General features: G+C 58.4%; 20 protein-coding genes and 3 pseudogenes. 10 read left to right on the top strand and 13 right to left on the bottom strand.

Features of this window, described 5'->3' with window-relative positions:
* Positions 1-561: 561 nt before the first annotated feature.
* Positions 562-1,122, bottom strand: a complete 561-nt coding sequence (locus tag OS035_RS29585) for a hypothetical protein (RefSeq protein ID WP_027688402.1) — start codon at positions 1,120-1,122, stop codon at positions 562-564.
* A 128-nt stretch (positions 1,123-1,250) separates the two neighbouring features.
* Positions 1,251-1,913, bottom strand: coding sequence for a transcriptional regulator (locus OS035_RS29580; RefSeq protein ID WP_331814561.1), 663 nt, complete (start codon positions 1,911-1,913; stop codon positions 1,251-1,253).
* Positions 1,914-2,325: 412 nt separating this feature from the next.
* Between OS035_RS29580 and OS035_RS29575 the strand changes: the two genes are divergently transcribed.
* Positions 2,326-3,473 (top strand): IS3 family transposase gene (locus OS035_RS29575; protein WP_130784467.1). Its coding sequence is split into 2 segments (ribosomal slippage): positions 2,326-2,575 and positions 2,575-3,473, totalling 1,149 coding nucleotides; the frame shifts between segments, so codons are not numbered across the junction.
* 268 nt (positions 3,474-3,741) lie between these two features.
* Entirely contained in the window at positions 3,742-4,791 is a 1,050-nt protein-coding gene (locus OS035_RS29570) for a class I SAM-dependent methyltransferase (RefSeq protein ID WP_128409190.1), read from the top strand.
* A gap of 561 nt (positions 4,792-5,352) precedes the next feature.
* On the opposite strand, the gene OS035_RS29565 is transcribed toward OS035_RS29570, so the two are convergent.
* From OS035_RS29565 to msuE, 8 genes are all read right to left on the bottom strand, one after another.
* Positions 5,353-6,600: an SfnB family sulfur acquisition oxidoreductase gene (locus OS035_RS29565; RefSeq protein WP_331814542.1), complete on the bottom strand. Its 1,248-nt coding sequence runs from the start codon at positions 6,598-6,600 to the stop codon at positions 5,353-5,355.
* A 25-nt stretch (positions 6,601-6,625) separates the two neighbouring features.
* Positions 6,626-7,408, bottom strand: coding sequence for an ABC transporter ATP-binding protein (locus tag OS035_RS29560; RefSeq protein WP_331814540.1), 783 nt, complete (start codon positions 7,406-7,408; stop codon positions 6,626-6,628).
* A gap of 120 nt (positions 7,409-7,528) precedes the next feature.
* Positions 7,529-8,863: an ABC transporter substrate-binding protein gene (locus tag OS035_RS29555; RefSeq protein ID WP_331814538.1), complete on the bottom strand. Its 1,335-nt coding sequence runs from the start codon at positions 8,861-8,863 to the stop codon at positions 7,529-7,531.
* Positions 8,864-8,962: 99 nt separating this feature from the next.
* Entirely contained in the window at positions 8,963-10,003 is a 1,041-nt protein-coding gene (locus OS035_RS29550) for a branched-chain amino acid ABC transporter permease (protein WP_063474957.1), read from the bottom strand.
* 3 nt (positions 10,004-10,006) lie between these two features.
* Positions 10,007-10,903 carry a branched-chain amino acid ABC transporter permease gene (locus OS035_RS29545; RefSeq protein ID WP_331814537.1) on the bottom strand — a complete coding sequence of 299 codons (897 nt, stop codon included), beginning with the start codon at positions 10,901-10,903 and terminating at the stop codon, positions 10,007-10,009.
* Positions 10,903-11,817, bottom strand: a complete 915-nt coding sequence (locus OS035_RS29540) for an ABC transporter ATP-binding protein (protein WP_331814535.1) — start codon at positions 11,815-11,817, stop codon at positions 10,903-10,905. Before OS035_RS29540 ends, OS035_RS29545 begins: the two co-directional genes overlap by 1 nt.
* A 143-nt stretch (positions 11,818-11,960) precedes the next feature.
* A complete protein-coding gene (gene sfnG / locus OS035_RS29535) occupies positions 11,961-13,064 on the bottom strand; it encodes a dimethylsulfone monooxygenase SfnG (protein WP_331814533.1) in 1,104 nt (367 codons plus the stop codon).
* Between the two features lie 22 nt (positions 13,065-13,086).
* Entirely contained in the window at positions 13,087-13,674 is a 588-nt protein-coding gene (msuE, locus tag OS035_RS29530) for an FMN reductase (protein WP_331814531.1), read from the bottom strand.
* A 459-nt stretch (positions 13,675-14,133) separates the two neighbouring features.
* On the opposite strand from msuE, the gene OS035_RS29525 reads away from it, so the two are divergent.
* A complete protein-coding gene (locus tag OS035_RS29525; protein WP_063474952.1) occupies positions 14,134-14,373 on the top strand; it encodes a hypothetical protein in 240 nt (79 codons plus the stop codon).
* A gap of 291 nt (positions 14,374-14,664) precedes the next feature.
* On the opposite strand, the gene OS035_RS29520 is transcribed toward OS035_RS29525, so the two are convergent.
* Both OS035_RS29520 and OS035_RS29515 read right to left on the bottom strand, forming a co-directional pair.
* Positions 14,665-14,883, bottom strand: coding sequence for a helix-turn-helix domain-containing protein (locus OS035_RS29520; protein ID WP_063474951.1), 219 nt, complete (start codon positions 14,881-14,883; stop codon positions 14,665-14,667).
* A 430-nt stretch (positions 14,884-15,313) separates the two neighbouring features.
* Positions 15,314-15,895, bottom strand: a pseudogene (locus OS035_RS29515) (transposase); the annotation flags it as partial.
* A 38-nt stretch (positions 15,896-15,933) separates the two neighbouring features.
* Between OS035_RS29515 and OS035_RS29510 the strand changes: the two are divergent.
* Complete coding sequence (locus OS035_RS29510; protein ID WP_331814528.1) at positions 15,934-16,329, top strand: hypothetical protein; 396 nt, start codon at positions 15,934-15,936, stop codon at positions 16,327-16,329.
* A gap of 27 nt (positions 16,330-16,356) precedes the next feature.
* A pseudogene (locus OS035_RS33625) lies at positions 16,357-16,524 on the top strand (NYN domain-containing protein); the annotation flags it as partial.
* On the opposite strand, the gene OS035_RS29505 reads toward OS035_RS33625, so the two are convergent.
* On the bottom strand, positions 16,519-17,754 hold the full coding sequence (locus tag OS035_RS29505) for a trans-sulfuration enzyme family protein (RefSeq protein ID WP_063474950.1): 1,236 nt from the start codon (positions 17,752-17,754) through the stop codon (positions 16,519-16,521). The pseudogene OS035_RS33625 and the gene OS035_RS29505 overlap by 6 nt on opposite strands.
* A gap of 81 nt (positions 17,755-17,835) precedes the next feature.
* Here OS035_RS29505 and pdxR point away from each other — a divergent pair, with 81 nt between their 5' ends.
* From pdxR to OS035_RS29480, 5 genes and pseudogenes are all read left to right on the top strand, one after another.
* Entirely contained in the window at positions 17,836-19,308 is a 1,473-nt protein-coding gene (pdxR, locus tag OS035_RS29500; RefSeq protein ID WP_128409257.1) for a MocR-like pyridoxine biosynthesis transcription factor PdxR, read from the top strand.
* A 270-nt stretch (positions 19,309-19,578) separates the two neighbouring features.
* Complete coding sequence (locus OS035_RS29495; protein ID WP_063474948.1) at positions 19,579-20,070, top strand: MOSC domain-containing protein; 492 nt, start codon at positions 19,579-19,581, stop codon at positions 20,068-20,070.
* A 5-nt stretch (positions 20,071-20,075) separates the two neighbouring features.
* Positions 20,076-20,867, top strand: a complete 792-nt coding sequence (locus OS035_RS29490; RefSeq protein WP_245458338.1) for a ferredoxin reductase — start codon at positions 20,076-20,078, stop codon at positions 20,865-20,867.
* A complete protein-coding gene (locus OS035_RS29485) occupies positions 20,783-21,025 on the top strand; it encodes a 2Fe-2S iron-sulfur cluster-binding protein (protein WP_245488051.1) in 243 nt (80 codons plus the stop codon). Before OS035_RS29490 ends, OS035_RS29485 begins: the two co-directional genes overlap by 85 nt.
* Positions 21,026-21,066: 41 nt before the next feature.
* Positions 21,067-21,321, top strand: a pseudogene (locus OS035_RS29480) (transketolase); the annotation flags it as partial.
* Between the last annotated feature and the right edge of the window lie 200 nt (positions 21,322-21,521).

Raw genomic sequence — 21,521 nt, 5'->3', positions numbered from 1 at the left:
CCCAGAGACGAGTGACAGAATTGGAACGAACCGTCCGTAAGCAAGCAAGCAAGTGTGATAGTCAATCTGATCGTGCGGAGCTCGAGCTGTTATTTTCATGAGGTGCTTCGCTCTTCCACAACGTTTATTTGGGCTTTATAGGGTTCTCGAACAGCAGATCCGACGACCTTATTGGGGTGCCACGTGCTTCCCGGCCATAGCGCTAAGTGAACGGAAGCGGCTCGGCTTATCGTGAATTTATTGAAGAGTCGGCAGCGATGCGCCGCAAAGAGCCGCGGATTCCATGACGTTCGTCTTTCAGGGGCCGGTCGCGGGTCAACATCTGACCAACGACGGAAGTCCGGGGATCGGCGTTCTCTTTCAATTGCCCCGCTGAATCCGGTCGTTGCCGCGCCAGGCCTTGATTTGGCTTATCTCGCAGCCATCCGGAAAATTGGGAGTCGCTGCGGAGAGAGCCAAACCGGATCCTAACAGCAGTTGAGGAATGGTGGGACGCCTCGCCAACCGTTCAGGTTGTCCATGTAGCCACGAAAAATGTCGGCCTCGGGTCTATGGACGCGTTCAGCGCTCAAAGCGCTGCAGCATCCTCTTTAATTGTGTGTTCTGTATTTGAAGCTTGCGCGCTAGCTGATCCCGGAGCAGCCTGATCTCTTCATCAAGATTGATTGCATCTTCAAAAGTGGCAGAAACAGTTCGAGACGGTGGGAGAACAACCGCGATCTCTTCCACTTTCGTGCGCCGCATGCTGCGCTTTCGCGTTTGACCATCGCCAACTCGAAAGGTCTTCGGTGCGGCACGCGCGGCTGCATTGGCCCCATCGGGCAAAGCCGGATCAGCCGCTTCCGCCGACTTTGCGCCTTCGATATCTGCGCGACCATCAACAGCGCTTGCCGATTCTTCGGAATGATCCGCGTCGACTGACACGGCCGCGGAGTGACTGTCAAGAAATGGCTTTTCGGCCGCTGGACGGTCTGTAGCGGCCAACTCGTTTTTGGCTGCTGTTTCGGTCGGCTTGGTGATGGCCAATGCTTCCGGCTTCTCGTCATCAGTCGAGCCGTGTTCTTGCCTCTGCTGCCGTCGCGGGGACACCAGCCGGGCAAGAAGTTTCCATGGAGACGCCATTGTAGTCGACCTCGGATTCTACTGCGCATGCAAACAGCGAGTGAAACGTTGGAGGCAGAACGAACCGCCGCCAAAATCCACTTCAATAAGCATGAGAATGCGGCCAGCGCTTGACCGCCTGCTGCCAATCAACCGAGGTTGAGTCGCTTTCGCAGATTGGCATTTTCTGCACGAAGCTTTTCCGCCAGCAGCTTTCGCAGTCTCTGGTTTTCCTCTTCGAGCTGCAGAAGATCCGCGATCTCATCAACTGCAGCCTCCGACGGTGCGGCCGCTGCCTGCACTGCCCTCGGAGCACGTTTGACAGGCGCACGTCTGGCGATTGTCGCACCTTCGTCAGACTTTGCTTTGCGTCCTCTTTTCTGCTTTCCGGGGGTAGCATTCGAAGCCGCAGCCGGTTCCAGAGAAACGGCTGCCGAGCCCGTTTCAGGCACAGCCTTCTTGGCGCGAGGTTTGCGGATTTTTTTCGGCACATCGGGCGCCGTGGCGGCCGGCGTGTCAGCATTGGTCATCGTAGCGTTTTCGTCGGCCATTGTGGTCTCCTGTAAAGCCGATGCATTTGTCTCCTGCTCGATCGGCACTGTCAATAACGGCCGGGCCTGTTCTTCTCCGGATACAAGCATCTCGCTGCTTATTGCCTGAGGAGTTGATGACATAAACGGCATTGCCTCGTCCTGCAGATCTTGAGCAACGGATTTGAGATCCATGTCTCCCCAGATCGAGTTCGGCTTAGAATTGAGTGTTCGCCGACCTGATTTGTACTCGACGGCAAAGCTGCGTTGCACTTTTTTCACTATGAGAAGCCTTATATCTGCGATGATGTGTCGGCGTGTTTTAGCCAATGCTGCTTGCGTCTGCAAATACCGACTCCCGCGTCGCCGGTCTAGACCCCTTGGCGACGCTCACCCCAACGCTACTCATCACCGAGACGCTGGACCTTGAGATTCAACAGAACGTCATTCACCGAGTGTAGAAGGGCTGCTCGATTGGGGAGGTGGTGAAGGGCAATCCGCGATAGTATGACCTCGATCGGTCTGGGGGTGTGGAATGACCTTGTCCCAGAGTCTTCCAATTAGGAATTTGCTTCGATGGTTGAGGTGCCTCCATTACATCAATATCCCGGCGATCGTGGATACCTCCTTCTGGCCTGCTGCCGGTTTCATAGACATCGAGTTAAGGTGTTCCTCCTGAAACCGGAGAGCATGAATGCAAAGACGAATATTCAGCCGCGAGTACAAGCTTGAGGCGGTGAAGCTGGTCAGGGAGCGTGGGGTTGCCGTTGCGCAGGCTGCCCGTGATCTTGATGTCCACGAGAATGTGTTGCGCAAATGGGTTCGGGAATACGGCGACGATCCCAGCCAATCCTTTCCCGGAAAAGGGCAAATGAAGCCGGAGCAGCTTGAGATCGAGCGGCTCCGTCGTGAAGTCGCAAAGCTGAAGGCAGAGCGCGATATCCTAAAAAAGGCCGCAGCCTACTTTGCCAGGGACGCGATATGAAGTTCGCGTTCGTTGCAAAGCACCGCTCGATCTGGCCGGTGGCATGGCTCTGTGAAGCGCTGGGAGTTTCTCGTTCAGGTTTCCACGCCTGGTTCAATCGCTCTCTGAGCGAACATGCACGCCATGACGAGGTCCTGCTGGAAAGGATCAAGCAGAGTTTCCAGTCCAGCGACCGCACCTATGGTGCCCGACGGGTCTGGCACGATGTGCTTGAGGAAGGGTTATCCTGTGGCCTCCATCGTATTGAGCGGCTGATGCGCTTGAATGCGCTCAGGGCAAGACCGAGGCGGCGTGGCTTGCCAAAGGATGCCGGTGACCGTGCCGTCATCATGCCTAACGTGCTGGACCGCCAGTTCGTGGCAGACCGTCCGAACCAGAAATGGGTGGCTGACTTCACCTATATCTGGACCGCGGAAGGCTGGCTGTATGTCGCAGCCGTCATCGACCTGTTCTCACGCCGTGTCGTCGGCTGGTCGATGAATGCCAACATGACAGCCCAACTCGTCACAGATGCGCTGATCATGGCGATATGGCGTCGAGGAAAACCAGATGCTCTGCTGCATCACTCCGACCAGGGCAGCCAATATACCAGCGAGCAGTTCCAGCGCCTCATGGGAGATCACGGCATCACCTGCTCGATGAGCCGCTCTGGAAATGTCTGGGACAACGCTGCAATGGAGAGCTTCTTCTCCTCACTGAAAACGGAGAGAACGGCACGGAAGGTTTATCGCACGAGGAATGACGCCAGAGCCGATGTGTTCGATTACATCGAGCGCTTCTACAACCCGAAGCGTCGCCACTCGACACTGGGCTATCTCAGCCCCAATGACTTTGAAACAAAGGTGGGATTAGCTTAACCTCGTGTCCGATAAACCGGCAGCAGGCCATTCGACCGTTCCGTGTCGCCCAGCCCATGAACTTCCATTTCATCGCGCTAGTAGATCGGGGGCGGAGACACGACATGTCGGCGACCCTACGCGCCGCCCCGCCTTTGGTGACAATGAAACTTGAATAATTCAACGGTTCCCGGCGAAATTCGATTGGTACGAAAGGTGCTCGCAGAACCCTGTTGCCAACCCTTGAACAGCAAGGCGAGAGGGCGCCACAAACCAGGAGGAATCCGACATGACGAACGTCAACGAAACCAGACTCAATGAACTTGTGGGCTGCGTCCTTGGCGACATTGGCGGAGCGGTCAGCGTGCCGCTGGTACGGATCGGAGATGCTCTAGGGCTATACAGGAAACTTAAGGAGATTGGGCCGGTGAAGGCCGACGAACTTGCCGATGCCTCGGGCTGCGCACCTCGCTATGTGCGCGAGTGGCTGGCGGCACAGGCCGCCTCAGGCTATGTGCACCATGAGCAAGGATTGTTCTCGCTCACACCCGAGCAGGCTCTCGTGTTTGCTGAACCTAACAGTCCGGTCAATCTGATCGGAGGATTCGATACGGCTGCCGCTATGGTCGAAAACCAGCCGAAGGTGCAGTCCGCCTTCAAAACCGGTCGAGGCGTCGCTTGGGGGGATCAGGCTGGCTGCATGTTCTGCGCCGTCGCGCGACTATTCCGCCCAGGATATGTCAATGCCCTCGTGCAGGACTGGCTGCCAGCGCTCGATGGCGTCGTCGACAAGTTGAAGGCGGGCGCGACTGTGGCCGACGTCGGCTGCGGACATGGGCTGTCGACGATCCTGATGGCACACGCTTTCCCGAATTCTCGGTTCATCGGTTACGACTTCCATGCGGATTCGATTGCGGCCGCGACCGCCCACGCACGGGCAGATGGCCTGACGAACGTGTGCTTTGAGATCGGCCGGGCGCAGGACTTCGACGGCCGAGATTTCGATTTGATCACCTGCTTCGACTGCTTGCACGACATGGGCGACCCAAAAGCCGCTGCGGCTCATATTCGGAAAGCATTGAATGAGGGCGGCACATGGATGGTCGTCGAACCAATGGCCGCAGATACACTGGAGGAGAATATCAATCCGGTTGGACGGCTCTACTACTCCGCCTCGACGATGATCTGCGTTCCCACCTCGCTGGCGCAGGAGACGGGATTAGCACTTGGCGCTCAGGCGGGAGAGAAACGATTGACAGAGGTGATCCAGTCAGGCGGGTTCAAGCACGTCCGGCTGACGGCCAAGACCCCGCTCAACATGGTTCTCGAAGCAACCTGATGAGAAGTAACGGCGCGCCCTTGTCCTGCCAGATGGACAGGCGCGCCGCACTCAACATCGGAAGCAAATAGCCTTGTAACTCGGACAGTCCTTGCGCGCAATTTGGGGGCGGTCGTCGCCCCCATTCCCCTACTTCACTAACGATATAGGAAGGTTACCAGTTCCAGAGCAAACCGCAGACGTAGAAGCTCACATTCTATGAATTGTCTATCGCAATCCAGGGCCAAGACGACCAACGTCGGAGGGCAGCTTGTCGTTCGGATGTCCTTTGTTGGGGACAGGAAGCCGTCTTCAAAATGACCGGCAGACAATGTTGATCGCTCATCGGTGAAGGCGGCACGCAGACCGATTCGTCCAGACGCTTCCACAAGTAGCTCTGGCCGCGACCTAGATTGGAATAATTGGCCTGCGTGTCTAAAGGCAGTGAAATATTGCCTTGGCGGCGAGATCGCGAGGCGTTCTGAAGCGTAGACGAAGGCGAAAGCCGCCTACTATCTTCTAAGCGCTGCAAGGCATACTCCACAAAGCCCTGACCACAGGGTGCTTTGCAGATCGGAAACCTCAGCTCCAGGCATGCAGAGGTGGCTTCTCGCCATTCAAAAAATACTTTCCCAAGATAGCATACTTCCAGCGGACTGGGTCGTGGAGGGTATGGGTGCGGGCGTTGCGCCAATGGCGATCAAGCCCGTGCTCCGCAAGGGTAGAGCGCGTTCCCGCCAGCTCGAACAACTTGTTGGTGGCCGCAATCGCAATTTCAGTGGAGAGGATCTTCGCTTCGGCGGTAACAATCTGGGCTTCCGCAACGGTCTCCGCATTCGGATCCAGGATCGCCCGGTCAATGGCATAACCTGCCTTTTCAAGCAACGCCTGCGCCGCATGCAGTCGTAGCGTCAAGTCTCCGATCGCCTGGATCGTGTAGGGATCATCCCAGGCGTTGTCGACACCGGAATCCACCCAGGCGCGGCTCTTGGTGCGCACAAAGCTAACGGTCTCGTCTATCGCGGCCTGCGCGATACCGGTATCGACCGCCACTTGGATAATCTGGAAGATCGCTCCGTCCGCAGTTGGCACCTCATACCCCTTGTAGCCGGGCACCACGTGCGTCTTCGGCACTTTGACATTGTCAAGCAGGACCGTCCCCGACAGCGTGGTACGCTGGCCGAAGGAGGACCAGTCGTCGATGACAGTCAAACCTGGCGCATCGCGCTCGGCAATCGCATACCAGGCTCTGCCCTCGCTATCGAGTGCAACGATCGGCACCAGATGCGCGAGCAACGCGCCTGATGAGTAGAATTTGTGGCCGTTGACAACGACATGATCGCCGGCATCGATGAACTTGGTTTCGAAATCCACCGCGCGTTTGGATCCGAATTCGGAGAAGGCATTGCCGAAGCGCGTGCCCCTCAGCACTTCGGCGAACAACAGCTTTTGCTGGGCTGGGTCCGAAACCGTCCGAATCGCGGCCACGACGCCCAGGTGGTTTTGCGCAACTTGCCCGATCGATGAATCGGCCGCCGAGATGATCTCGATCACCCTTGCAAGCGTCGCATAGGAGACTTCGGGACCGCCGAACGCCTTCGGCACGTTGATCGCCCAGAGACCGCTTTGCGAAAAGGCGTCCAGTTCCTTCACCGGCCAGATACGGTCCCGGTCGCGCACGGCCGAATCCTTGATGAACTCTGCCGCAAGTGTCTTGGCAATGGCAATCGCTTCGGCATCAGTCTTGACGATGTGGGCTGGTTCCGACGGGCGCGGAACAGGGGGTACAGCCTTTGCGGCATACTCGGTATTATTAGTGGAAAGGGTCATGGTGGTGTCTCCTCTTGAATTGTGGTTAGCCGACAACGGCCGGGATGGAGGGAGCCACGGCTCTCTTGCCGAGGTAGAAAGACTTGATATCGTCGCGCCCGCGCAGATCCTGTGCGTCACCGGTCAGCACCGTGGCGCCGTTTTCGAGAATGATGGCGCGAACGGCATATTTCATTGCGATAGCGGAGTTCTGCTCCGCGAAAAGGATGGAAAGACCCTCTTCGCGATTGAGGTGGCGCAGCGTCCGGAAAATGTCCTGGACTACGAGCGGCGCCAATCCCATGGATGGCTCGTCGAGAACTAGAAGGCGCGGCCGCGACATCAGCGCCCGGCCGATCGCCGTCATCTGCTGCTCGCCGCCAGAGGTCAGGCCGGAAAGTGCACGTCGCTTTTCCTTCAACCTGGGAAAACGTGTGTAGACCTTCTCGATATCTTCGGCGATCTTAGCGCGCGTGCTGCCGCGGCCAAGCCCACCGGAGACAAGGTTTTCCTCGACTGTCAGGCTGCGAAAGCAATGGCGACCTTCAAGCACCTGCACGAGACCGGCACGCACCAGTGCAGCAGGGCTTGTGCGCAGGACATCGAGCCCGTCGAAGCAGATGCTGCCGGAAACGACCTGCCCACGTTCGGCGGGAAGCAGATTGGACAACGCCTTGAGTGTCGTCGTCTTCCCCGCACCGTTGGCGCCAAGGAGCGCCAGGATTTCACCGCGCGCCAGGTGGAAACCGACGCCGTCGAGCGCGGAGATGGCGTTATTGTACGTCGCCTTCAGACCATCGACCGCAAGCAGGGTGGTTTCCAGAGCCATGATCGTGTTCCTCTTGCCTTAAAAGGCCGGATTGAGTGAGGGCGCGAGGTTGGAGAGGGAGGCACCACCCTCGCGCCCGGCTCTTCAAGCCCGCCTGTTATCAGGCGCGGCTTGAAGGGATCAGTTGGTCGCCGCCTCGGCGTCCGCCGCCGTGCGCAGTTTGATGCCCTTCTCGGCCGCATAGGCTTCGGAAGACTTCTCGATGATGGGCCGCAACAGTGCCCAGTCCGGCGCGATCCAGTCAGAGACAACGTTCCACTTCTTCCCGTCCCACTGTTGGAAAGTCACGTAGCCGTTGCCCTCATGGTTATCCCAGGTGACATTGATCGAGTGGAACAGGCCCTTGGCTCCGAGCGCCTCGACACGCGCCGGATCGAGCTGAAGGTGTTCGAAGCCCCAGCGGACCTCGTCGCCGGTGAGCGTCCGCTTGCCGAACTTCTCCTGTGCGATGCGGATCGCCTCGACATTAAGGATGCCGTTGACGATACCGAGGTTGTGGTAGACCGAGCCAATACGCTTCTTGTCTTCCAGGTTCCCCTTGCCGGCGTCGTAGATCGTTTTGACGATCTCCTGAACGACCGGGTATTCGGCTCCCGAAGCCTGTGTGGTGATCGCCGTATAGCCCTTGGCTGCATCACCCGCGGGGATGACGTCTTCTTCTGAATTGGACCAGACGTTTCCGATAATGTGATCCGCTGGGAAGCCAACCTTGGCTGCGGTCTTCAGCGCAACCGGGTTCATCACGCCCCAACCGCGCAGGACGACGTAGTCTGGCTTGGCGCGCCGGATCGTCAGCCACTGCGACTGCTGTTCGTTGCCTGGATGCGGCACCTCGATCTGCTGCAGCTCGAATCCGTATCTCTTCGCCAGCAGATCGTAGATGGGGATTGTCTCTTTACCATAGGGCGAGCCGTGGTAGAGCACGGCGATCTTCTTGCCCTTCAGGCTTTCAAGCCCGCCTTCCTTGGAAGCGATATAGTTCACGATGCCGGAAGTTTCGCTGTAGGGATTAAGCAGCAGCGGGAAGACATAGGGGAAAACGCGGCCATCGGTAGAATCCGTGCGGCCATGGTTGATGGTGATCAACGGCACCTTGTCCGCGGTGATGCGATCGATCATCGCATAGGCAATGCCAACGGAAAGCGGGTTCCAGGCGGCAACGTTCGGGTTGCTTTTCAGGCGCTCGTACGCTTCGACGCCACGTTCGACCTCATACTGCGTTTCAGCTTCCGACCATGTCAGCTTAACGCCGTTGACGCCGCCGTCGCGCGTGTTGATCAGGTTCAGATAATCGATGAAGCCACCGAAGAAGCCGGTGCCGCCGGCAGCATAGGGGCCGACGCGATAGCTCTGGAGCGGAAAATATTGTTCGTCAGCATGGGCCATAGGCACGGCCACCGAAAAGGCGAGGCCGGCGGCAAGAGCCGCGATCTTTGATTTGGCGAGGATCGTCATTTTTGGACTTACTCCGGGTATCGACCGGGGCAAGGCGCCGGTCCGGGTTGATCTGATGAAGGCTGTTGGCATTCGAGAGCCTTGATGGCTCCGTTTCGATCAGGACCGCACGATGGCGGCGCCGATTCGTTTTCGGACTCGACCCCAAAGGGCGACGAGCCCATCCGGTTCGAGAATCAGAAAGAGGATGATGAGCGCGCCGAGCACGATGCGCTGGCTCATATCCAGCACGCCCGAATTGAAGATATCGCCGAGCAGGAAGGAGCCAAGCCGTGACAGGACCAACGGAAACACGACGATCAGCGCCGCCCCGAAAAAGGCGCCGCGGATCGAGGCAAGTCCGCCGATGATGACGATGAACAGGACCTGGAACGATCGGTCGAGATTGAAACCGGCCGGCTCGACCGTGCGCAAATAGGCGAACGCCCACAAGACTCCGGCGATGCCGATGATGAAGGAGGAGATTGCGAAGGCCAGAAGCTTGGTTTTCAGCACTGGCACGCCAATGATCCGTGCCGCTGTCTCATTGTCGCGCACGGCGATGAAATTGCGGCCGGTCTGCGAATTCACCAACCGATAGGCCAGCAACGTGAGGACGGCGACCACCGTCAGTGCGAAATAGTATCGCCCAATCGGTCCGTCGAAAACAAAGCCGGAGACCGAAAGCTGCGGCGCATCGATCACGCCGGATGCGGACTCATTGGAGAACCAGCTGAATTTGGTCAGCGCCCACTGCACGAAAAACTGCGCTGCAAGCGTCGATACCGCAAGGTAAAAGCCCTTGAGGCGCAAGCTTGGAAGGCCAAATACCAGACCGATGCTGGCCGCTGCGAGACCAGCAAGAACCATGCTGACGATCAAGGGCAGAGCGTCGACGCGAAGATTGAAATTGAACGCGGCGAAGGCACCGATAGCCATGAAGGCAGCACTTCCCAGCGACACCTGCCCCGCATAACCCGTCAGGATGTTGAGACCAAGGCCGGCGAGGCTGAGCGCCAGGAACGGTAGCAGGATAGCCTCGAACAGATAGTCGGACCCGAGAAGCGGCACAACAACATAGACAATAGCAAGCCAGGCCAATGGCGTCGCCCAGCGGGCGGGGAAACTGTATGTCGGAAGATCATGGGTGCTCGTGGACATCGGTCAGACCCTTTCCACAAGCTTCTGGCCGAACAGGCCGGAAGGGCGCACGAGGAGGAAGGCGAGCGCGATGACGTAGGCAAACCAGCCCTCGATGCCGCCGCCAAAATATTCGCCGATATAGACTTCGGCCAGCTTTTCGGACGCACCGATCAACAATCCGCCGACGATCGCACCGAGGATCGAGTCGAACCCGCCGAGCACGAGAACCGGCAGGGCCTTTAGGACGATCAGCGACAGAGAGAATTGCACCCCGACGCGGGCTCCCCACAACAGACCGGCGACCAGCGCGACCAGACCGGCAGCGGCCCAGACCGTCGCCCATATCCAACGCAGCCTCAACCCGACGGCGAGCGCCGCGAACTGATCGTCGGCGACGGCGCGAAAACCAAGCCCGATGCGGGTGTAACGGAAGAAGACAGAGAGCAGCAGCACCATCGAGGCGGCAACGATCGCTGCGAAAATGTCAAATTGACTGATGTAGACACCACCGACGTCGAACGGCACATCCTCGATACCGAGATCAAGGCCATGCACCTGCGTGCCCCAAATCAGTTGGGCAGCCCCCTCGATGACGTAGGAGAGGCCGAGCGTCGCCATGAAGAGCGTGATCGGTGGCTTGTTGGTCAGCGGCCGCAATACCGCGCGCTCGACGGCAATTCCGATGACGATCATGATCGCGAAGGTGATCGCGAATGCGAGCGGGAAGGAAATTCCGCGTTCCGTCAGGCTCACGAAGGTGAGCGCCGCGAACAGGAGCATCGCGCCTTGCGCGAAATTGAGGACGCCGGATGTCTTGTAGATCAGCACGAAACCGATCGCGACCAGTGAATACATCACGCCGGAGAGAAGGCCGCCGACGCGGACCTCGGTGAAGAACAACCAGTCGAAATCGGTCATCAGATGCCCTCGCCGTTTTCGTTCTCAGGGGCGACACCGAGATAGGCATCGATCACGCGCTGGTCGCGCTGGACCTCGTCGGGTGTTCCATCGGCGATCTTGCGACCGTAGTCGAGCACGGCGACGCGGTCGGAGAGGTGCATGACGACCCCGATATCGTGCTCGATCAACACGACTGTCGTACCGAAACGATCGCGTGCGGCGCGCACGAAATCGGCCATCTCGTTCTTTTCCGTTGCCGTCATGCCGGCCATCGGCTCGTCGAGCAGCAGGATATCGGGCTCGGCCACCAGCGCGCGCGCCAATTCCACCCGTTTTTGCAGACCATAAGGCAGTGTACCGACCAGACGATCGCTAACATGCGAAAGGTGGAGGAACTCGAGCACCTCCAAAGCCCGACTGCGGGCATCCCTCTGTTCCGTGCGGGCTCGACCGAGGCCGACGATCTGTTCGACCAAGCCAGACCGCGTCTTGTGCGCTCGTCCAACCACGACATTGTCGAGAACGCTCAAACCCTTGAACAAGGCCAGGTTTTGAAACGTGCGAGCAATGCCGAGACGGGCAAGTTTCTGCGTCGGGACCTGGGCATGGCGCCGCCCGGAGAGCCACACATAACCGCGATCGGGTCGGTATACGCCGCTGATCACATTGATGATCGAGCTCTTGCCAGCACCGTTAGGCCCGATAATGGCGAGGATTTCGCCGCGCCGTACGGACAGATCGATATCCTTCAAGGCGACGACGCCACCGAAGGACAGATCGATGCCGGCCAGCGCCAGGACGATGCCGTCCGTTGCGCCGGCTTCAATGGGCGACGTCCAGGCCGCGCCCGTTCCTCTGTCCAAGCCTGCCAAGTGCTCCTGAACGTCCGGCGGAACCGGCTCCGCTCCCAAGCCTCCGAAGGCAAATGTCATAGTGTGTACGCCCCTGCTTCGATGGCGCGCCAGGAACCCAGCTGGACTCATAGGCGCACGCTATCCCTCCACGAACCACCCGGTTCTTGGCCTGTCATTGTTTGAGGCCGCCGGCTTTCCGGCCGGCCGACAACATGTTGCGATTACTCGGCGGCGACTGCCGTCGCCGTTTCGGCTTCTTCCAATTCGCGGATCAACGGGATGACGTGCTTGCCGAAATACTCGACCTCTTCCTGGAAATGCAGGAAGCCGAGAAGGATGAGGTCGGCGCCGGCGCGCTTCAGGCCCACAACTCGCTCGGCGACCTGGCGGGGTGTGCCGATGAGATTGGAGCGGAAACCATCATTGTACTGAACCAGATCCTCGAAAGAGGATTTCGCCCAGTTCCCCTCACCTTCCGGCGAGGATTTTCCGGCATTTTTCACTTCATGGCCGAAGGCGTTGACAGCCTCGGGATTGGCCTTTTCTATGATTTCGGCCAGAACGGCGCGGGCCTCCTCTTCAGTCTCACGCACGATTGCGAAGGCATTGACGCCGACGCGCACCGAGTGGCCGTTGGCTTTTGCCTTACCTTGAATATCGGCGACCTGCTTGCTGATTTCCTCTGGCGTGTTGCCGTTGGTGAAGTACCAGTCGGAAACACGTGATGCCATGTCGCGCGCCGCGCGCGAGGAGCCGCCCTGGAAGATTTCCGGCTGCGGATCGATCGGCTTGGGCTTCAGCGAATAATTGTTGAAGCGATAGAAATCGCCGTGGAACGTAAAATTGTCTTCGTTCCAGATACCGCGCAGTGCGCGGATGAATTCCTCCGATCGGCGGTAGCGCTCGTCATGGTCCAGCCAGTGTTCGCCGATCGCGTGGAACTCGCCGCGGAACCAGCCGCTGACGACATTGACGGCGACACGGCCATTGGTGAGTTGATTGATCGTCGCAATCTGCTTGGCCGCCAGTGTCGGGTTCCATGGACCGGGCAGGATTGCGGCGATCACCATCAGTGTCGTCGTCGATTCCAGCAGCGCATGACTGAAGGAAACAGATTCATGCTGGAATTCGGCGCCATAGCCGGCCGTGAATCGGATCTGGCTCAGCGCATAATCGAAACCGCTGGCTTCCGCGATCTGCGCCAGTTTTCTGTTGTAGTCGATTGTCCAGCTCGTACGCTGCTCGATGTTGGAAATGACAAGGCCCCCCGAAACATTCGGGACCCAGTAAGCGAATTTGACCGGCTCTCTGCTGGCATAGGACATCATACACTCCCTCTTGGAACGGCTAGGCTGACGCGGCGACGAGCGTTGGACGGTTTCCATGAGCGCGAGCGGCAGCGGTTTGATTGGAGGCCGGCAGGACCTGCGCCAGTTCTGAAACGGCGCGCTCGATGCGCTCGCGAACCACTGGACTGGTGATCTCATAATCCGCAAAATCGGTTTCGGTGGCGTAGATCGACGTCGCGAGCGTCAGGGCGTTGAAGAAACCGAACAGCGGGCGCAGCTGATGTTCAGTCATCAAACCGTGCAACGGTGTGCCGCCTGTGGCAGCGAGAATGACCCGCTTTCCGGTAAGTGCGCGGTAGTCGACAAGATCGAAAAGATGCTTGAGGGCGCCTGTATACGACGCCCGGTAGACCGGCGACCCGACAACCAGCACATCAGCCTCCTCGACTGCGTCGATGATCGCCCGCCCCTCCGCATCCAGCTGATCGGATCGAAGCGCCTTGAAGAGCATGGGGGCAGCGTCGACCAGTTCTATGGTTCGCCCGTCCAGACCCAGCTTCGATGTGGCTGCCGACACGGTTGCTTCCACTAGGGAGGCCGTTCGCGATGGTCGTTTTACATTTCCCACAAGACCCAAAATTTTCATGTCGGCGACACCTTTGTTTGTTGTTATAGTCTATCGATTTAATGCACTTATGATAACGACATGATGCCAATATTTCTTTCAATCGTGGAATCTGATTTTGAAATGGCGCCAACTGGACGAAATAAAAACTTCGGCATGGCGTTCTATGTGGCGCAACGAGCTTAAGGCCATGTCGAGAGCGAAGAACTGTCAATGCCAAATGGGATGCGCTGGTGCTGGAGCGATACCGGAGCTCTCCCAACGATCGGGAGGCATATTTTCGCCCCGCCTCCCGCCCTTTGGACGGAATAATCCGAAAGTCAAAAAGGCCGAAATGCCATAGCAGCTACTTGGCGACCGGCCACCATTCCTAGACTAAAGAGGAGTATGCTCGATGGTTTGCCCGAAACGCCTATCTATATGTAGCGCTATCCCGAATAAACGCATAAGCGACACAAGCAGCAAAAAATCAGGTCAACCATGACACCTTACCTCACGAGACAGAAGCATGCTGAGGAAAGACTCGGTACAGCGCTTCAACAAATGAATGACGCAATCCGCGACGTACACAAATCCGGTATTGACGTCGATATCAGCACCGTCACCATGCACACGCCGCGTGGCCCGATGGTTCAAGTCGACCTCAAGACGTACCGCGCATATGGCGCGTCGCCAGTGTTGCGATTGGTGGAGGATAAATGCGGTGAGATCGCTCGTTGATCACCGTGCTGCGATGATCGCTGGCCGGGTTTCCACCATCGGGGTCGGCAAGCTGACGCGCACGCGTCTCTTCAGAGCAAGGGTGGGACGAATGACTTCAGGCGCTAGCCAATTTATTCGCGCCAGCCGAATAGGCGGAAGCGTCCAGCCTGGCTGAGCCTGAAGCCTGGATGGCCCTATAGTCTGAGGAGCGTTGAAGGGCTTCCCATTAAGCGCGTCCCGTATCCCGGCGAGCTGCTGCAGGCACCCTCCTTATGGCAGCTGCGTAACGACTTCAGCGCGACGCGTGTTTCAAATTTTGTCTAAAACTCCCAGGGCGGCGGCGGTCCTTCGGATCCTTGACGCGTCAAAATCCTCGTCGCTCTCAAGAGCTGTCACCTCGGCCACAGTGAGACCAGTGGTCTCTGCGACGTCGTCCAAAGAATAGCCGCGAGCCTGACGAGCCTCTGCAAGCAGGGCGCCAATGGACGGGAAAACAGGGGATTTCGCAATCTTCGAGGCCATGTTCATATCTTTGAGCTTCCTTCTGGCGGCCGGAAAACAAATGGTTTTTTAGTTCCACAGCTACCGTCCGCGTCCGGTAGCGGACGATTTCTCCAATTTCCGCGGGCGCTCTTTCTAGCAGTTTGTGCGATGGAGTACAGGTCCGAGGTGGTGAAGGATTGGACGACCCTTGCCTCCGTTCCCTGCGATCGTCATTGGCGCCCGCTAGCAGAATGACGTCTGGCTGCAATCGACATTGATCGCCGAAATCAAGTACAGGGCTTGGACAGAAGACGAGCAGCTTCGAATGCTCTTATAGGGGTCCATGAAAGATTGCGGGAGAAATGCGGCCGTTTATGAGGTCGAGCAGCGCGAAGTTCGCGAGGCCGAACGGATCGAAAGGCTGGAGAAGTTCGTACGAGGTGGTTTTTGTTTGACAGAAGCAAGATTAAACTTCGGCATAGGCGGCAAGCTTCTTCGAGTGGCGGAACCGCGATATGTCGTCGATCTCCGCATCGATCAGCCTTGCGAAGAGCTCGCCGATGCCGGGGATCGTCCTCAACAGCTTGACGTTGGCATTGGCCTTGGTCATCGCCCAGATCGTTGCTTCCGACTGTTTGATCCGCATGTCGATGTCGCCGATGAAGGCAAGACCACGATCGATCTGGATGCGGTCGATCTCCGAGACGTTAACTTGAGCCAGCTGGACGCGGCCGGCCTTGCCGAACAGGTCACCGAAGCTTCTTCAGCTGTGCCGTCTGCTCCGGATAGCGGTCGAACACCGTGACGATCCGGTTTTTCGTAATCGTGCGCAGGCGCACGTAAAACATCCGCTCGCGCAGCGCGACGCGAAGGTCCCGCGATCTCGGCGCCCAGGCTTCGGGTACCAGATCGGCTCTGAGCAGATGTGCGTCGCATCGATCTTGTCGGTCTTGATCTTGGCGTCGGCAATCGCCTTGACCTTCAGCGGATGGGCGAGAACGACATCATCACAAATATCGTCGAGCCAGTCGTACATCACCATCCAGTTTCGCGTCGCCGGCGCAAGCTAGTTTTTTTATGTCTTAGGAGCAAGGAGTGTCAGCGTTACGAACACGCATTTATATCGACGGCTACAATCTGTACTATGGTTGTCTTCGCAAGACCGCATTTAAATGGCTGGAGGTTCTCACCCTGTTCGAAACACAAATTCTGCCGTCGATCCTCTACCGGCCAGCGCCGGACGCCGCGCCGGCGACGATGACGCTGCATCCGGACTGCGCGATTAAGTATTTCACCGCAAAGATCATCGAAAGTGCCGCGAAGGGTGAGGATTCCGTATCGTCGCAGGCCCAGTATCATAATGTCCTGACGACGCATTGCGGTGGCAAGCTGTCCTTCGTGATGGGCCGTTATTCGATCTACAAGGCCAACCAGCATATCGTTCCCGCAGACGATCCGAAGCGCTGGCCGCGCGACTGCTACAAGAATTAGGTCTGGAAGCTCGAGGAAAAGCAGTCGGATGTGAATCTGGCGCTTCACCTCTACGACGACGCCCTAAGCGGCGACGTCGACCAGGTGGTGCTCGTCACCAACGATACTGACCTTGTGCCGGCGCTGGAGATGTTGCCGGCGCGTTCGTCTTGCTCGCTGAGATATTTGAATGGCGATGCTATAGTTCCATCATAGGACCTGAAGGGCCTGACGCAGATCGCCGATCAGATCGCCAACATCCTCAAGGCCGACAGAGAGACGGAGGAGGTCTTCCCCGACCCCTTCGATCAAGTGTGCGTCTTTCCTGATCGACTGGCGCGCCCGGGATATGCTGGCTGGATGATAGATGAGACTGTCGGTGTCACCCAGGCTTACAGCGCGCGTGAGCAACTGTAGCCGGTCGAGCATTGTCCTGGCACCGTCGAACCCAGCATGAAGGCCGAAGGCAAGCATGCCGGACCCATCAGACATTTGCTTGCGGGCGATCGTCTGATCGGGATGGGAGTCCAGGAACGGGTAACTCACCCAGGCGACAGCGGGATGCGCCTCGAGCATGCGCGCGATCGAAAGCGCCGAAGCACTATGTCTCGCCATCCGCAGAGACAGCGTCTTCAGGCCGCGCATGATGAGGAACGCGGAGTGCGGCGACAACGTCGCCCCGGTGATGTAGCGCAGGCCGGTCTCATGCAATGTATTCAGCGTTTCCGCGTCGCCCAGCAGGGCGCCACCGAGTGTGTCGCCATGACCGTTGATGTATTTTGTCAGAGAATGCAGCACGATGTCGGCGCCGTGCTCGATCGGGCGTTGCAAGGCTGGCGAGGCGAATGTGCTATCGACCGTGACTTTGACATTCCGTTTGTGGGCTCGCTCTGCGATTGCCGAGATGTCGAGAATAGCGCTCAGCGGATTGACGGGGGTCTCGAAATAGACCAGGCGGGTTTTCTCCGTGATTGCCGCGTCGAGATTGCGCGGATCCGAAAGGTCAACGGAGACGACCTTGATGCCGAAGCGAGGCAGACCTTGCTCGACCATGGCAACCGTATTGGCGTAAAGCGTCTTGTGCACCACAAGCTCATCGCCTTGCGACAACAGTGACAGGACCAGGGCGCCGAAGGCGGCCATTCCGGTCGACACCACGAGACCCGCCTCGGCTCCTTCAAGGTTTGCAAGCCTTCGCTCGAGAATTTCGGTCGTTGGGTTATATTCACGGGCATAGAGCCTGCCGCCCAGCGCTGCCGCCGCGTCATTTGCCGCCACACTCTCAAAGCCGTAGGTCGATGTCATAAAGACCGGAGGCTGGACCGCTCTCGAGAACCCAACCGGATCGAACGCGTGATGGATTGCACGGGTATCAAACCCAAGCTGCACGCCCTGCGACGGTTCGGAGTGGTCCTGAAAATCGCCGTGTTCGCCGCTGCCAGTCATTGCTTCGCGCTATCCTCTTTGCTTTCGACCACAGTGGCAGCATACTGGTCCGCAAGAAATAGCCAGTTATGCGGAAAGAAAATGGTCCAGTTAGCAAGTCAGGATCGCGCAAGGAAGATGGGCGCGCGCCAGATCTACGAGGCGCTCAAGGATCAGATCGTGAGCCGCGTTTATGACACCGGCGGTCAACTGCCGTCATCTCGAAATCTGGCGAACGAGCTTGGCGTTTCGCGAACGACGGTGACGGTCGCCTACGAGCAGCTTTCGGCGGAGGGTTTCGTGGAACTGCGCCAGGGAGCCCGACCGCGGGTCACTGCCGTGCCCTTCGGACACCGCCTGAGAGCTGCCATGCGGCAGCAACAGAGTGCTCAGCGCCTGTCGGCCTATGGCGAACGACTTAAGGCGATACCGCCGTGGCTGGATTATCTGCCGAGCTCCGTCATGATTGATTTCCGTTATGGAGATCTCGCCCCGTCCGATTTCCCGGCGCGTGCGTGGAGGAAAGCCGTCAACGCGGTCATCGCTCAGCGACCGGGCCGATTGGCCTACGACGACCCGCGGGGATCTTTGCGGTTGCGGCAAGCATTGCAGGGGTATCTATGGCGCGCCCGCACATTGCGGTGCGAGCTGGAGCAAATCATCATCGTGAATGGCTCTCAGCAAGGGTTAGATCTTTGTGCACGGCTTCTGCTCGACCCTGGCAGCGACTTCGTTATGGAAAACCCCGGCTATCGCATGGCGCGCCAGATCTTCGCCAGCACCGGCGCCTCTCCGGTCTCCATAGCTGTCGATGGCGAGGGTTTGCAGACCGAACTTCTGAAGGCTGTGCGAGCCCGGCTGGCCTATGTCACCCCTTCCCATCAATTTCCGCTCGGCGGGGTCATGCCAATTTCTCGCCGTCATCAGCTTCTTGAATGGGCGCGGGAAAACGACGCCTATGTGATCGAGGACGACTACGACAGCGAGTACCGCTACGATATCAGTCCGGTGCCTCCACTCCATAGTCTGGAAGCTGGACGCAACGTCGTTTATCTCGGGACGATTTCAAAAACGCTATCGCCGATGATGCGCATCGGATATCTCGTTGTCCCGCAGGAACTGCAAGACGTATGCGCAACCGCCAAGCAACTGTTCGACAGGCATTCACCGGTAACCGAGCAGGAAGCCCTGGCATCCTTGATCGAAAGCGGAGGCTATGAAAGCCATGTGCGGCGCGTACGGCGGCTAAACAGAGATCGCCGGGAGACTTTGTTGAACGCGCTGCAGCGCGCGTTCGGCGAACGGATTACGGTGGAGGGTGCCGATGCCGGATTGCATGTCGTGGTCTGGTTCAACGAATTGCCGAGATCGTCCGAGACACACTTGCTGCAAATCGCGCGACGCGCCGGTATTGGCGTCTATTGCATCTCACCTCTTTATGACCCGCAACCAGGCACTGTGACGGCGGACAGGCTCGGACTTGTCATGGGTTATTCAGCCTTGAGCCCGAGGCAGATTGACCGGGGGATCCAACTGCTTCTGATAGCGATTGAGACAGTGACAGAAGAATTCTGAAGTCGCATTCGGCATATCCAAACCCAGACAATCACGACAGGCCCTTCCCCGACGACCGCCAGTCGCATGAAAATTGAAACTGGACCAGAAACAAGTCATCAAACTGGCACTGTTGAGAAGACCAGTTCTCCGCCAAAGTTGAGGAAGAGCGGCGACGGGTGCAATGACTGGTGGGATTTGTCATTCCACAGCCGAGCACCAATATCCGGTAAACAAAGCTGAGATGGTCTTCGCTTGACGGTCCGGACCGAGGCTTGATAGGGCAGATGCATGACTTGGCAGGGTAAGCTGCTCCATATCCATATTGCGCCGGCAGCGTCCTACGAAATGGAAGAACTGGCGGAAGCGCAGCTCATTGCAGGGCGTGGAATTGTTGGCGACCGCTACTATCTTGGCACTGGAACCTATTCACCGAAACCCGATGTTCGCGACGTCACGCTGATCGAGGTCGAGGTTCTCGAGGCAATGGCCAAAGGTGAGCCACAGATCCCGGGGTTTAAAGCCGCACTTACGCCTGATGATCATAGACGCAATCTTACCACCCGCGGCGTCCCGCTCAGTCATCTTGTCGGCAAACGCTTTCGGGTAGGCGAAACAATTCTTCGGGCAGCGCGGATGAACTTTCCCTGCAAGTATATCGAAGAGTTGCTCGGCATTCCCGGGCTTTACGACGGTCTTCTGAACCGCTCCGGCCTGAATTGCGCGATCGAGGTTGGTGGCATCATCCGCCCCGGCGATCCCATTCTTCCGTTGGACGAGTGAACGACATGGCATCACCACGTATCATCATGAAGCTGAAGGTTGTCGCCACCCGCAAAGAACCGGGGGGCGTGCTCGTCGTCGAACTCGAGCATCCGCGCAAACCCCTACTGCCAGCCTTCGAACCGGGCTCTCACGTTGATGTCCACCTGCCCGACGGGCGGGTTCGCCAATATTCATTGTGCGGTGACGCAGCCGAGCTCTGCCGCTACACGATCGCCGTGAAGCGGGAGGCGGACGGTCGTGGCGGCTCGGCGTGGCTTCATGATGGCGTTTGCGTTGGTACCGTTTTGCCGGTTTCTGCGCCGCGCAACCATTTTCCGCTGAACGAAGGTCATGGGCCGGTCCTGCTGTTGGCAGGCGGGATCGGCATCACGCCTCTCCTGGCGATGTCAAGCGTTTTGAACCGGCAGGGCAAACCGTTCGAGTTGCACTACTTCACCCGCAGTCGCGCGGTCGCGCCCCTCTTGGCAGTGATCGAGCAGGCTATCGACGGTAGCAAACTGCGACTTCACTTCGACGACGAGCCCGAGACAAGACAGGATATCGAAGCCTTGCTCTCGGCCCGTCAAAGCGATGCGCAGGTTTATTACTGCGGTCCGCCGGGCTTCATGGCGGCAATCGCGCGAGCCACCGTAAATTGGCCGGAGGATTTGGTGCATTTCGAGCGTTCCACCCCTCCGCGAACGACGACAGTCCATCGGAGCCCTTCACGATCATCCTGCGCAATGGGACGGAGGTTCCGGTTCCGGCCGACACGTCAGCGCTGTCTGCAATTCGCGCGGCTGGGGTGTTATTGATGCCATCTTGCGAAAACGGCGTATGCGGGACCTGCGAGTGCGGCTTCCTGGAAGGCCAGCCGATCCACAGGGATGCGGTCCTGTCGAAAGACGCCCGCAGCCACCGGTTCATCCCCTGCGTATCGCGCGCAAAGGGTGTGCTGCGGCTAGATCTGTAAAGTCTGGCACTGGCGGAACGGAGGTGACAAGGGGAGAACGGATGAGAACTGAAATAACGTACTTGAACGAGATCGAGCGATGCGTCTCCTGGATCGCTTCGTGGACCATCCACCATGCCAACCACATTCGCCAAGGCGGCGAGGTGAAGGTCGGCGGCCATCAGGCGTCTTCCGCCTCCCTGAGCACCATCATGACCACGCTCGACTATTCGGTGCTCGGGCCGCAGGACCGGGTGGCGGACAAGCCGTATGCCTCTCCGATCTCTCACGCTATCCGAGATCTGGCAGGCAATCAGCCTTCGGCAGTCCCGACCAGGAGGACCTCCTGGTGAACGGTCTGCTGCCCGAGCTCCGGCGCCGTCAACTGATCGATACCGATTATATCGGATGATTTTCGCTCCAATCTGGAGCTGCCGCCGCCTGCGTCACCGACAGCCACCCAGACATCCCGAACGGCCTGACAGCAAGCCGTTCCCAGCTTCGCACGCAAGATAGG

This window comes from Rhizobium sp. 268 (genome assembly GCF_036571585.1).
In the GTDB taxonomy this organism is placed as follows: domain Bacteria; phylum Pseudomonadota; class Alphaproteobacteria; order Rhizobiales; family Rhizobiaceae; genus Rhizobium; species Rhizobium redzepovicii.
The sequence above is the reverse complement of the archived record's forward strand: the minus strand, read 5'-3'. Positions and strand labels throughout refer to the sequence as shown.